The 12,801-nt window shown below is 60.6% G+C and carries 11 protein-coding genes; 9 read left to right on the top strand and 2 right to left on the bottom strand.

Annotated features, from left to right (window positions below; all coding sequences use genetic code 11):
- Nucleotides 1–184: 184 nt before the first annotated feature.
- From FPJ27_RS08055 to tsaD, 9 genes are all read left to right on the top strand, one after another.
- Complete coding sequence (locus tag FPJ27_RS08055) at nt 185–1,249, top strand: tail fiber domain-containing protein (RefSeq protein WP_204422558.1); 1,065 nt, start codon at nt 185–187, stop codon at nt 1,247–1,249.
- Nucleotides 1,246–1,926 carry a phage minor tail protein L gene (locus tag FPJ27_RS08050; RefSeq protein ID WP_204422557.1) on the top strand — a complete coding sequence of 227 codons (681 nt, stop codon included), beginning with the start codon at nt 1,246–1,248 and terminating at the stop codon, nt 1,924–1,926. Before FPJ27_RS08055 ends, FPJ27_RS08050 begins: the two co-directional genes overlap by 4 nt.
- The gene (locus FPJ27_RS08045) at nt 1,923–2,654 is read left to right on the top strand and encodes a Mov34/MPN/PAD-1 family protein (protein WP_239483256.1); all 732 of its coding nucleotides are present in this window, start codon (nt 1,923–1,925) and stop codon (nt 2,652–2,654) included. Before FPJ27_RS08050 ends, FPJ27_RS08045 begins: the two co-directional genes overlap by 4 nt.
- Nucleotides 2,655–2,703: 49 nt before the next feature.
- The gene (locus tag FPJ27_RS08040; RefSeq protein ID WP_175960136.1) at nt 2,704–3,234 is read left to right on the top strand and encodes a tail assembly protein; all 531 of its coding nucleotides are present in this window, start codon (nt 2,704–2,706) and stop codon (nt 3,232–3,234) included.
- Nucleotides 3,231–6,632 carry a phage tail protein gene (locus FPJ27_RS08035; protein WP_204422556.1) on the top strand — a complete coding sequence of 1,134 codons (3,402 nt, stop codon included), beginning with the start codon at nt 3,231–3,233 and terminating at the stop codon, nt 6,630–6,632. The genes FPJ27_RS08040 and FPJ27_RS08035 overlap by 4 nt, the downstream gene beginning before the upstream one ends.
- 304 nt (nt 6,633–6,936) lie before the next feature.
- On the top strand, nt 6,937–7,671 hold the full coding sequence (locus FPJ27_RS08030; RefSeq protein WP_204422555.1) for a hypothetical protein: 735 nt from the start codon (nt 6,937–6,939) through the stop codon (nt 7,669–7,671).
- A 20-nt stretch (nt 7,672–7,691) separates the two neighbouring features.
- Complete coding sequence (locus FPJ27_RS08025; protein ID WP_060050907.1) at nt 7,692–7,961, top strand: hypothetical protein; 270 nt, start codon at nt 7,692–7,694, stop codon at nt 7,959–7,961.
- On the top strand, nt 7,961–8,281 hold the full coding sequence (locus FPJ27_RS08020) for a hypothetical protein (RefSeq protein WP_204422554.1): 321 nt from the start codon (nt 7,961–7,963) through the stop codon (nt 8,279–8,281). The genes FPJ27_RS08025 and FPJ27_RS08020 overlap by 1 nt, the downstream gene beginning before the upstream one ends.
- 455 nt (nt 8,282–8,736) lie before the next feature.
- A complete protein-coding gene (tsaD, locus tag FPJ27_RS08015) occupies nt 8,737–9,777 on the top strand; it encodes a tRNA (adenosine(37)-N6)-threonylcarbamoyltransferase complex transferase subunit TsaD (RefSeq protein WP_072439421.1) in 1,041 nt (346 codons plus the stop codon).
- Between the two features lie 83 nt (nt 9,778–9,860).
- Here tsaD and folE2 read toward each other — a convergent pair whose 3' ends face one another.
- Together folE2 and dxs are read right to left on the bottom strand one after the other, a co-directional pair.
- On the bottom strand, nt 9,861–10,670 hold the full coding sequence (gene folE2 / locus FPJ27_RS08010) for a GTP cyclohydrolase FolE2 (protein WP_072439515.1): 810 nt from the start codon (nt 10,668–10,670) through the stop codon (nt 9,861–9,863).
- Between the two features lie 154 nt (nt 10,671–10,824).
- Nucleotides 10,825–12,729 carry a 1-deoxy-D-xylulose-5-phosphate synthase gene (gene dxs / locus FPJ27_RS08005; protein ID WP_204422553.1) on the bottom strand — a complete coding sequence of 635 codons (1,905 nt, stop codon included), beginning with the start codon at nt 12,727–12,729 and terminating at the stop codon, nt 10,825–10,827.
- Between the last annotated feature and the right edge of the window lie 72 nt (nt 12,730–12,801).

Here is a 12,801-nt window from a genome sequence, read left to right as displayed (position 1 = left end):
CAACGTCAAGGTAAATGCGAACGTCGATATACTGACTACGCAAGCGGCGCTTGTTTCATCTGCGCCGGTAACTAACAATACCGTCGTCTTGGATAGTACCTACGTAGGCAAACGCGTAGTACTTCGCCCTTCGGCCGCTGCGACTCTCACATGGCCGAAAGCTAGTACGTGTGTAGCGGACGGCGTGCTTCTCGTCATTAACGCAAGCGGCTTCGCAATCACGCATTCTCCATCGCCCGGCGATTCGTTCGCGAACCCGGTTGCTCTGGGCGCATATGAAACGTTGCTCGCCGCCACTGACGGGGCCAATTCATGGTCGGTCCTTATGCGGGGTCGCTCTGCCGGCCCTAATGAGCAGGTCTCTGGCAACCTTGCAGTAAGCGGTTCCGTATCATGTTCGGCGGCGTCCGTATCGGCTGCGACAGGCGGTGTAAATTTATCGATTGGTGCAGCGGCGGGAAATTATCGACAAGTACTTTACAACTCCGGAACGTCGCTGCGATGGGCCAACGGCGTCACAAGCGCCAGCGAAAACGGGTCTAACGCCGGGTCGGACTTTTTCATTAGCCGTTATTCGGATAACGGGACGTGGATCGATGCCCCCCTTCAAATATCGCGAGCAACCGGCGCAGCCGCATTTTCGAAGCGCCCGACGTTCAGTGGTTATGTTGCGTGGGATTCGGGAAACTTTAACCCGGCTGGCTACCTGCCCCTGAGTGGCGGGGCGCTAAACGGCAACCTCTATTGTCCAGCGGTCATCGTCAATAACGGAATTCCGTACTATGCAAAGGACAGCAACGGCGTAGCGCAGCCGCTCATATCAATCAGCCCCGACAACTTCCCTACGCTGTATAACCCCTTCGGCACGCACATGCGTATCGTTAACCGTGCGTATAACCGCGAGTTGTTCTCTTGCGACGACAACGGGAACGTCACAATCGGCGGGACTTTAACTCAAGGCTCAGACGCGCGATTCAAGGCCGATGTGGAGACCATCAATAACGCATTGCATCGGCTGTGCGAAGTGCGAGGGGTAGAGTACAGGTATAGGGACACCGATCAGAGGCAATACGGTGTTATTGCCCAAGAGGTACAGCAAGCTTTCCCTTACGCTGTCACCGAACTACCAGACTCTTTCGACAAATCTGGATACCTGGGCGTCAACTACACGTCATTGATTGGGCCAATTATCGAAGCGGTGAAAGAGTTGGCTTCGCGCGTATCTGCATTGGAGCAGACCTCAGCGTGAGCATTAACGCGGAGGTACAATCGAACAGCCCCGGCGCGCGCGTCGAACTCTATGAGGTTGACCTAACCCCGCTCGGCGGCGACGTGATGCGGTTCCACGCACACCTACAATCCGGACCGATCAAGTGGGGAGGTCACGACTACACGCCGTGGCCTATCACTGCGTCCGGCTTCGCCCGCACCGGTTCCCAGAGCCAGCCGTCGCCCACTCTAACGGTGTCCAACGTTGACGGATCAATCTCCGCGCTCTGTATCGCATTTTCCGATATGGTCGGCGCGGTGGTCCGGAGGCTTTGGACACTGGAGCAGTATCTCGACGGCGCGGTATCCGCCAACGCTTCCGAATACAGCGCCGTCGAAGTGTGGCGCATTGAGCAGCGTACGGAAGAAACACCCGTAAGTGTCTCGTTCCGGCTGGCGTCCGCTCTCGACTTCTCCGGCGTGCAGCTACCCGGCCGCCAAGTTACCGCAACGCTATGCACGTTCAACTACAGAGACCCCGTTTCCGGATGTAGTTGGGCCGGAATCACGTTCTTCGACAAGAACAACAATTCGGTATCAGACCCATCGCTTGACGTGTGCGGGAAACGCCTCACAAGCTGTAAATGCCGATTCGGGCAGAACGCCGTATTGCCTTGGGGCGGCTACCCATCGGCAGGAAGAAACGGAGGACTATGATTGAATCAGGGTTGCGTGAGGACATCGCCAAACATGCCCTAGCGCAATATCCGGACGAGTGCTGCGGCCTTATCGTTTCCGGACAATACATTCCATGCCGCAACACATCGCCTACGCCCCGTGATGCGTTCGAGATTGCTCCCGACGACTACGCGTCGGCGGAGGACATCGGCCCGATACAGGCGATCGTACATTCCCATCCTGGCGCAAGCGCTCGACCAAGCCAAGCAGACCTAACCGCCTGTGAAGATGGCTGCGTTCCGCAATGGATCATCGTGAGCCTTGGCGTACAGGCCGATGGCCGAATCGCAGTAGATGATTGGTGCGAGTTCTCCCCGAGCGGCTACGAAGCTCCGCTAGTCGGCTGTGAGTTTTCTCACGGTACGAACGATTGCTACGGCCTCATTCGCCGTTACTACAAACAGGTTCGCGGCGTGACTCTGCCGGACTTCCCCCGCTCTGGCGAGTGGTGGAAAGATGGAGTGTCTGACCTGTACACGCAGCACTACAAAGATGCCGGATTCTATTCGGTAGGCCGCGCCGAAAATTTGCAGGTAGGCGACGTGCTTCTGATGAAAATCCGCAGCCCCAACGACGTGCCGAATCATGCGGCTGTCTACACCGGGGACGACGAAATCCTCCATCACCTTTGGGGCGAGGCGTCGCGACACGACACCCTCCCCCGCTATCTCCCGTTCTTAACCGACGTACTCCGCTACAAGGACTGACTTATTGGATAGACCCCGGATTGTTCGCCTGTATGGGCGACTAGGGGCGATGTTCGGCCGTGAGCATCGCTTTGTAATTCGCAGCACGCGAGACGCACTGAAAGCGCTATGCGCGATGGTTCCGGGGTTTGAGCGGGAACTCATGACAAGCAGGGATCGCGGCATTGAGTACGCCGTGTTCGTCGGGCGTCGCAACATCGGTGAGGACGACATTCCCGCGCCCGTGGGCGATAACTCAGTACGCATCGCGCCAATCATTCGCGGCAGCAAACGAGGCGGCCTTTTCCAAACGATTGCAGGCGTCGCGCTAGCCGTAGTTGGGGCCGTTACGTCGTACTTCGGGAACCCGTTCGGAACACAAATGATGTTGCTCGGTGCATCTATGGCACTGGGCGGCGTCGCTCAAATGCTCTCGCCGCACGCTACAGCAGCGAACGGCAGCAGCAATCGAAAGCAATCGTACTACTTCAACGGTGCGGAGAACGTGACCGAGCAAGGCGGACCTGTTGGTCTGGCTTACGGGCGGTTGCGCATCGGTACCACTGTTATTAGCCAAGGAATCACAGCGACCGATAAATGACCTTGATTCACGGTAGTAAAGGAGGTGGCGGCGGTTCTTCGCCCGTGGAAGCCGACGACACCCTAAGCAGTACCGCATACGCGCAGATTCTCGACCTCCTAGGCGAAGGCCCGATTGCAGGGTTTCCGGATAACCTCACGCCCGCCCAGTGTGTCTACTTCAATGACACCCCGCTACAGAACGCGGACGGTTCGTATAACTTCAACGTCAAGCAACTCGATTACCGCCTCGGCTATGTAGACCAGACGCATATCGCAGGCTTCGAAAGTTCAGTAGCGGAAACGCAAGTAGGCGTCGCGCTTACGACTCAGCAGCCGTGGTCGCACACGTTCACGAACGTGGACCTAAGTGCCGCTCGGATCACCCTGAGCGTTAGCGGCCTGTCAAAGACCGACACGAACACCGGGAACATTTACGGATACCGAATCGCGTATCAGATTCAAGTTTCCAAGGATGGCGGCTCGTTCTCGACGGTCATCGATACCGCGTTCGACGGGAAAGCTAGCTCGACCTACACACGTTCGCACCGTATCGACCTGTCGGGCGCGAAATCGCAATACACCGTCCGCGTCGTTCGACTTACGCCGGATGGCACTACACAGTACATCCAAGACAAGACAAGCGTTGTTAGCTACGCAGAGGTCATCGACGCGAAGCTGTCGTACCCGTACAGTGCGCTTGTTGCTATCCAGATCGACGCGGAGCAGTTCTCCAGCATGCCGACGCGGGCCTATGACGTGCTTGGCCTCCTCGTTAAGTACCCGTCGAACTACAACCCAAAGACCCGCGTATATACAGGGACATGGGACGGCACGTTCTCGTTCGGTTGGACTGATAACCCGGCGTGGATTTTCTATGACCTAGTTCTCAACAAACGCTACGGGCTTGGCCGATACGTCGATGCAACCATGCTCGACCGTTATGCGCTGTACCAAATCGGCCGGTACTGCGATGTCTCGGTGTCAGATGGGAAAGGCGGTCAAGAACCTCGCTTCACTTGTAATTGCTACATCGCATCCCGTGCAGACGCTATCAAGGTTATCCAAGACCTCGCCAGCGTTTTCCGTGGGATCGCGTATTGGTCGGCTGGTAGCGTCATCGCCTCTGCGGATATGCCATCCGATCCGGTCTACGTCTACACGGCCGCGAACGTCATCAAAGGCGAGTTCAAGTACGTCGGCAGTTCGCTCCGAACCCGGTACACGACCGCCCTTGTCACGTACAACGATCCGGGTAATGCCTACAAGCAAACCGTGGAGTATGTTGAGGACGCGGACGGGATCAACCGCTACGGGATCAACAAGGCTGAGATAACTGCGTTTGGATGCACAAGCCGCTCCCAGGCTCAACGTGTCGGTCAATGGTCACTCCTGACATCGCGGTATGAGACCAATGCAGTGACGTTTAGCGTAGGCATGGACGGGACGCTTGCGCAACCCGGACAGGTCATCGCGGTAGCAGACCCGGCGCGCGCTCGGCGGCGAATCGGCGGCCGTCTCCTCAGCGTGCAGGACGCATCGCACGTAGCGCTGGATCAGGCCCCGCCCGACATTACGGCCGGCGACTCGCTCACGGTCATCATGCCAACCGGCATTGCGCAGAAACGTGCAATCACCGCTGTATCAAACGGCATCGTCCAAACTGCTGAACCGTTCTCTACCGTACCCCTGGCTGGCGCGGTGTGGATGGTTGAGAGCAGCAAAATACAGGCGCAGCTTTTCCGAGTTACCAGTGTCTCCGAGAAAGAAGGCATCACCTTCGAAATCTCGGCAACCCAACACGAATCGGGCAAGTACGCGGCTGTGGATAGCGGCGCGGCAGTCGACCCCGCCCCGATCATCGGCCTACCGATCAATACTCAACAAGCACCGGGAAATGTCCGCGTTTCGCAGTTCGTCGTAGTCGATCAAGGCATCACGCGAACCAACATGACGATTGCTTGGGATTCCGCACCCAATGCAATCGCATACATCGCAGAGTTCCGGAAGGACAACGGGGATTGGATCACTGCCGGTCGGACTGGCGGCCTGTCTATCGATGTTTCGAACATCTACACCGGTCGATATGCGGCGCGTGTTCGCGCGGTCAACGCTGTGGACATCGTATCGCCCTTTGCGTACTCGGCCGAGACTGTTCTTCAAGGTAAGACCGGCAGTCCTCCTAAGCCGCTCGCGTTCAGCGCATCCACGGAACAGGTCATGTCGATCCGCCTTACGTGGGCGTTCTCTGCCGATGCGTCGGACACCGCTTATACAGAGGTCTACTACAGCGACACGCCCAGTTTCGAGAGAGCATCCCAGCTATCCCGATACGGGTATCCGACAAGCTCTGCGAACCTGCTTAATCTCGCTGCCGGCCACGCGCTCTACTTCTGGGCGCGGCTCGTAGATACTTCCGGGAATATCGGTCCGTGGTATCCGGATATTGCGTCACCGGGTGTTCGCGGCGCGGCCACAGCCGACACCGATCTAATTCTCGGCTACCTCGTAGGAAAGATCACATCCACGGAGCTATCGAAGGAACTCCTTGGTCCGATCCAAGAGATTCCCGACCTCAAGCAGAAGGTAGAGGAAAACGACGCACGGATCACAAGCGAGCAACAGGCCCGCTTGGATGGAGACAATGCACTTGCTGGGCGTATCGATAAGGTCGAAGCCCAGGTAGTAATTCCTGAGATGGCGGGCAGCACTGGCGACTACGCTGGTAGCACAGAGGTCTACGCCGGGGTGTGGTCGGAACAGTCCGCGCGTGCAGAGGCAGACCTTGCGCTGTCGCAACGAATCGACACAACTACGGCGCAGTTCACGTCTGCAAACGCTTCGCTTATCGCTGCTGTGCGCGATGAGTCGCAGGCACGTGCAGATGCGATTAGCGCGCAGGCACAGCGGATCACAACCGTTGAAGCCAAAGCCAACGACAATACGGCCGCAGTGCAGACAGTCGCGAAATCCTACGCGGACCTCAACGGCCAACTGTCGGCCTCGTACACGGTCAAGACGCAAATCACGAAGGATGGCCGCACGTACATGGCTGGTATCTCTATGGGCGTCAATGGCAGTGGTGGCGACGTAGAGTCCCAAGTTCTAGTCGCGGCTTCTCGATTCGCTGTCCTCGATCCTAACGGCTCTGTCGTAACGTCGCCGTTCGTTATTCAGGGCGGCCAAGTGTTCCTCAACGAGGCATTCATCGGGAACGGCTTCATCAAGAACGCCATGATCGGCAGTTACATCCAGTCCGATAACTTCGTGGCCGGACGGCAAGGATGGCGGCTTGATAAGAGCGGCTGGTTCGAAATCAACAACACTGACGGACAAGGAAACCGATTGAACATTGACAGCAACGGTGTACGAGGATACGACGCTAACGGAACCCTCCGGTATCGCTTGGGGTTCTATTAATGTCTGGCGTAGGGCTTCAACTTTGGGACGCCTCTGGGCGTCTCGTACTCGACGGCACCACTCGATGCGGGCGCATCAAAGACATGGTGTATGTGAACGGGAACGATGGAGCAGTAGGTGCGAATCTGTCGGACGGTACCCCGTGGTGGTCGTTCATGCCGGAGTTCTTGTTTAAGCACATCAGCATGAACGCCCCCGTCCCGATCATTGACATTGATGCAAACGGCGTCCGCTGGCGTTATAGCACTACTAGCGACGGCTACCGGACTCCGGTTCAAGGCTGGCTAGTTTACGGCGTGTACTAATGTCCGTAGGGTTCCAAGCGTTTACAGATTCTGGCCTTTTCCAGATCGACGGATCAACACCGAATTACCAGCTAACCGCCAGCCTCGCAGCGGTATCGCAGCAGACAACTATCAGCACCGTCTACAACAACGCGAGCATTCAATTCACCGGAACATTCTGGCTGTGTAGCTTTACATTCCGATCCGACCAGCCGCCGCTTTGGGCGTTTGTCGCAGACGGCGGAGTAATGGTTACGCCGTGGGATTTCACAAGAAACGGCAGCATCTACACGGTTAGAGTGATTACAACGTCGCAAACGACCGTGAGGCTGTTTGTGTACTCGCGCGTATCCCCTGCCTCATCAAACTTCGGGTTCCAAGTGTTCGATGCCGGCGGAACCCTCATCGCAGACGTTGCGCAACCATTTTGCAAGGTGCTGGACGTGGTGGCCGGGCAATACCTCGACGGCTACGGTTGGACTGTAACGGGCTTCCCTGGAGTCGGTACGCAGTCGCGAAGCTATGGCCGACCCGTAGCTATCGCATGTATGTGGCCGGCTCACTACATCAGCGGGTCAACCAACAGCAACCAGCGGATTTGGGACATTGCGGAGATGAGTGCCGTTGGCGTGTCCGGCGATGTCGTCACCTGGGAACTGCACCGCTATAACGGGGGAAATCCTCCAAACATTACGTGCTACCGCGAGTGCATGCACTACCGATTCATGGTGCTCGATATGACAGGCGTTCTGTAGCAAGTTCGCACAAGGAGAAGATGGGAATTTTTCAAGAGGCGGCCGACAGCGCCGCCGCATCGGCCGGTAAGGTCACAGTGACAACCGGTACTGCCCTATACGGCATCACAACCCTACCCCTCAGCAGCTACGCGGCGGCACTCTCGATTGTGTTGTCGGTCTGCTATATCTGGGGCGCTCTGCCCCGCGTGGCGCGTACTGCCGTAGCTCTCAAGCGCGGTTTGATCGACAAGGACTGGTCCCTGTGGCGAAAGCTGGGCGACCAACCAACACCGAAGAAAGACGACTAATGCGAGGGATTGATCAGGTTCTCGCGGCTCTGTTCCTGGTCGCGGCTATATCGGCGGCCGGGGCCGGACTCTACGCGAAGCACGAACACGCGCGGGCAGGCGAGCTACAAGACAAGGTGCAGAAAGTCGAGCGGGAACGAGATGGGTATATCCGCGCGCTCGACGCCCAGAAGGTCGCCGAAAAGAAGGCGCAGGAACGCCATACGGCGGCCTCTGACCGGCTGGCAGCAGCTATCAAGGGCAACCCGGCAGCGGCGGATACGGCCGTTCCTGATGCGATTTGGGACGCAATCTACGGGGATTCGAATGAGGGGAATTAAGGCGGGAGCGGCCGTGTTGATCGCGGCCCTATTGGCGGGGTGTGCTGCGAGGAGTTCGGGAGGGATTCCGGACGCGTACTTAGAGGACTGCGCCCATGCGCCGAGACCGGCCGGTAAGACGGTAGCGGACTTGGCTCAGGCCCTAATTGACGAACGGGCGGTGTTGGAGGCTTGCGATTGGCGAGATAAGGCCGCGCTCCGAGCGTGGAAAACGGGGACGGTTCGCTAGTCTCCGTATTGGGACACATTGCTAGTACACGCGCACTCATAACACCAAAAAATACCCTTTAAAATCAATGGTGTCGGCGATGTCAAAAGTTTCCATGGCGCGGATTGTACCTGCCCGGCATCGGGCCCGGGCCGCCGCCAGCGGCGGCCGGCCCTCGCCTGCTATACTTTCGGGTTACGTTTACCTTCCTTCGGCGCGCCCGATACGGCGCGCCCCGCCCGCACCCATGCTCGTTCTCGGCATCGAAAGCTCCTGTGACGAAACCGGCCTCGCGCTCTACGACACGCAGCGCGGCCTGCTCGCGCACGCGCTCCATTCGCAGATCGCGATGCACCGCGAATACGGCGGCGTCGTGCCCGAGCTCGCGTCGCGCGACCATATCCGCCGCGCGCTGCCGCTGCTCGAGGAAGTGATGGCGCAAAGCGGCACGCGCCGCGACGACATCGACGCGATTGCGTTCACGCAAGGCCCCGGCCTCGCCGGCGCGCTGCTGGTCGGTGCGAGCATCGCGAATGCGCTCGCACTTGCATGGAACAAGCCGACCGTCGGCATCCATCACCTCGAAGGCCACCTGCTGTCGCCGCTGCTCGTCGCCGAGCCGCCGCCGTTCCCCTTCGTCGCGCTGCTGGTTTCCGGCGGCCACACGCAACTGATGCGCGTGACCGACGTCGGCGTGTACGAGACGCTCGGCGAAACGCTCGACGACGCGGCCGGCGAAGCGTTCGACAAGACGGCAAAACTGATCGGCCTCGGCTACCCGGGCGGCCCGGAAGTGTCGAAGCTCGCCGAAACGGGCACGCCGGGCGCGGTCGTGCTGCCGCGCCCGATGCTGCATTCGGGCGACCTCGATTTCAGCTTCAGCGGCCTGAAGACGGCCGTGCTCACGCAGATGAAGAAGTTCGAGGCGGCGAAGCTGACGGGCGACGCGCTCGAACGCGCGAAAGCCGACCTCGCGCGCGGTTTCGTCGATGCAGCCGTCGACGTGCTCGTCGCGAAGTCGCTCGCCGCGCTGAAGAAGACGAAGCTCAAGCGCCTCGTGGTCGCGGGCGGCGTCGGCGCGAACCGCCAGTTGCGCGAGGCGCTGTCGGCCGCCGCGGCCAAGCGCGGCTTCGACGTGCACTACCCCGATCTCGCGCTCTGCACCGACAACGGCGCGATGATCGCGCTCGCGGGCGCGCTGCGGCTCGGCCGCTGGCCCGAGCAGGCGAACGCCGACTACGCTTTCACGGTGAAGCCGCGCTGGGATCTCGCGTCGCTCGCACGCTGAACCACGACGTCCCGGACAAGAAAACGAAAAGGCCGCTCAAAAACGAGCGGCCTTTTTCATCGACGCGGCAAAACGACGCAGTGTTATGCCGCCTGCCGCTTGTCGCGCTCGATCAGCGCATACGCGCTGTGATTGTGGATCGACTCGAAGTTCTCGGCTTCGAGCACATACGCGATCACACGCTCGTCCGCATCGAGACGCTGCGCGACGTCGCGCACGAGATCCTCGACGAACTTCGGGTTCTCGTACGCGCGCTCGGTGACGAACTTCTCGTCCGGGCGCTTCAGCAGACCCCACAGTTCGCACGACGCCTCTTCCTCGGCGATGCGGATCAGCGCCTCGACCGGCAGGTCGGCCGCGAGTTCGGCATCGATCGTCACGTGCGAGCGCTGGTTGTGCGCGCCGTACTGCGAGATCTTCTTCGAGCACGGGCACAGGCTCGTCACGGGCACGAGCACCTTCAGGAACAGGCGCGTGTCGCCGTTGCGGCTTTCGCCTGCAAGCGTCACTTCGTAGTCGAGCAGGCTCTGCACGCCGGACACCGGCGCCGTCTTGTTCACGAAGTACGGGAACGTGACCTCGATGCGGCCGGCCTCGGCTTCGAGCTTCTCGAGCATCGACGCGAGCATCGCGCGGAAACGCTCGACCGTCAGCGGCGCGCGGTTCTCTTCGAGCAGCGCGACGAAGCGCGACATATGCGTGCCCTTCTGGTCGGCCGGCAGGCGCACGTCGAGATTCCAGACACCGACGCTCGGCTGCACGTCGCCGCTTTCGGTACGCACCGTCAACGGATGCCGGACCGCCTTCACGCCCACGCGCTGAATCGGGATCTGACGGGTATCCACCGTGCTCTGCACGTCGGGCATCACGAAGGCGGGATTCATCTGGTTCATCTTGTTCAATCCTTGTAAGCCGCGCGTTCGACGACGCGCACGCCGCATCATGCGGCAGCCGGAAAAGCAACATGGGCCCGCAGGCCCATGTTTTCCGCATCAATGAAGGCCGGTTGCGCCAGTCGCACCAGCGCCGCCCGCGGGCGGCGCCAGCTTATGCGACGCGCTTCGCCTGACCGGCGACATCGGCCGCCGGGTTCAGGAAGCGTTCGCGAATCGATTTCGCGATGCCCGCGCCGTCGAGGCCGCATAGCGACAGCAGCTTTGCGTGGTCGCCGTGATCGACGAACTGGTCAGGGAGGCCCAATTGTAGTACGGGTCGGATAACCCCACTCTCCATCAGGGCTTCCACGCAGGCCGAGCCCGCGCCGCCCATCACGCAGCCTTCCTCGATCGTAACGAGGTAGTCGTGCGTCTCGGCGAGTTCGCGCACGAGCGCGGCGTCGACCGGCTTCACGAAGCGCATGTTCGCGACGGTTGCGTCGAGCTCCTCGGCCGCGGCGAGCGACGGTGCGACCATCGTGCCGAATGCGAGGATCGCGACACGCTTGCCTTCCGGCTGCGCCGTGCGACGACGCACTTCACCCTTGCCGAGCGGGATCTCGGTGAATTCCTTCACCGTCGGCACGCCCGTGCCCGCGCCGCGCGGATAGCGCACAGCGGTCGGGTTCGGCTGCTGCAGCGCGGTGTGCAGCATCTGGCGGCATTCGTTCTCGTCGGATGCGGCCATGATCGTCATGTTCGGGATGCAGCGCATGAACGCGAGATCGTACGCGCCCGCGTGCGTCGCGCCGTCCGCGCCGACGAGGCCCGCGCGGTCGATCGCGAACACGACCGGCAGGTTCTGCAGCGCGACGTCGTGGATCAGCTGATCGTAAGCACGCTGCAGGAACGTCGAGTAGATCGCGACGACCGGCTTCAGCCCTTCGGTCGCGAGGCCGCCCGCGAACGTCACCGCGTGCTGCTCGGCGATGCCGACGTCGTAGTAGCGATCCTTGAAACGCTTCTCGAACTCGACCATGCCCGAGCCTTCGCGCATCGCGGGCGTGATGCCGACGACGCGCGTATCGCGCTCGGCTTCATCACACAGCCACTCGCCGAACACCTGCGTGTACGTCTTCTTCGCGGGCGTGGTCGACGGCTTGATGCCTTCGGCCGGGTTGAACTTGCCGGGGCCGTGATAGAGCACGGGATCGGCTTCGGCGAGCTTGTAGCCCTGGCCTTTCTTCGTCACCACGTGCAGGAACTGCGGGCCGCGCAGTTCGCGGATGTTCTGCAGCGTCGGGATCAGCGAATCGAGATCGTGACCGTCGATCGGGCCGATGTAGTTGAAGCCGAACTCCTCGAACAGCGTGGCCGGCACGACCATGCCCTTCGCATGCTCCTCGAGCTTGCGTGCGAGCTCGAGCACCGGCGGCGCAACGCTCAGCACGCGCTCGACGCCCGCGCGCGCAGCCGCGTAGAAGCGGCCCGACATCAGCCGGGCGAGATGGCGATTCAGCGCGCCGACCGGCGGCGAGATCGACATGTCGTTGTCGTTCAGGATCACGAGCAGCTTCGCATCTTCCGACACGCCCGCGTTGTTCATCGCCTCGAACGCCATGCCGGCCGTCATCGCGCCGTCGCCGATCACGGCGATCGAGAAGCGGTCGTCGCCGTTCAGCTGGCTGCCGATCGCCATGCCGAGCGCGGCCGAGATCGACGTGCTCGAGTGCGCGGTGCCGAACGTGTCGTATTCGGATTCGCTGCGGCGCGGGAAGCCCGAGATGCCGTCGTACTGGCGCAGCGAATGCATCTGGTCGCGGCGGCCCGTGAGGATCTTGTGCGGGTAGGTCTGGTGGCCCACGTCCCAGACGATGCGATCGTTCGGCGTGTTGAACACGTAGTGCAACGCGATCGTCAGCTCGACCGTCCCGAGGTTGGACGACAAATGGCCGCCCGTCTTCGACACGCTGTCGAGCACGAACGCGCGCAGTTCATCCGCGAGCGGTTGCAGTTGGCGACGATCGAGGCGGCGCAGATCCGCCGGGTCGTCGATGGTTTTCAGCAAGTCGTACATCGTCGTTCCATTGTAGGAAATCAAACGCGCCCGCATTCTATTGCACGCACCGTAGCGTGTGCGCGGCGGCGG

Origin of the sequence: Burkholderia sp. MS455 (assembly GCF_016899445.1) — a bacterium.
Lineage (GTDB): Bacteria > Pseudomonadota > Gammaproteobacteria > Burkholderiales > Burkholderiaceae > Burkholderia > Burkholderia pyrrocinia_C.
The sequence above is the reverse complement of the archived record's forward strand: the minus strand, read 5'-3'. Positions and strand labels throughout refer to the sequence as shown.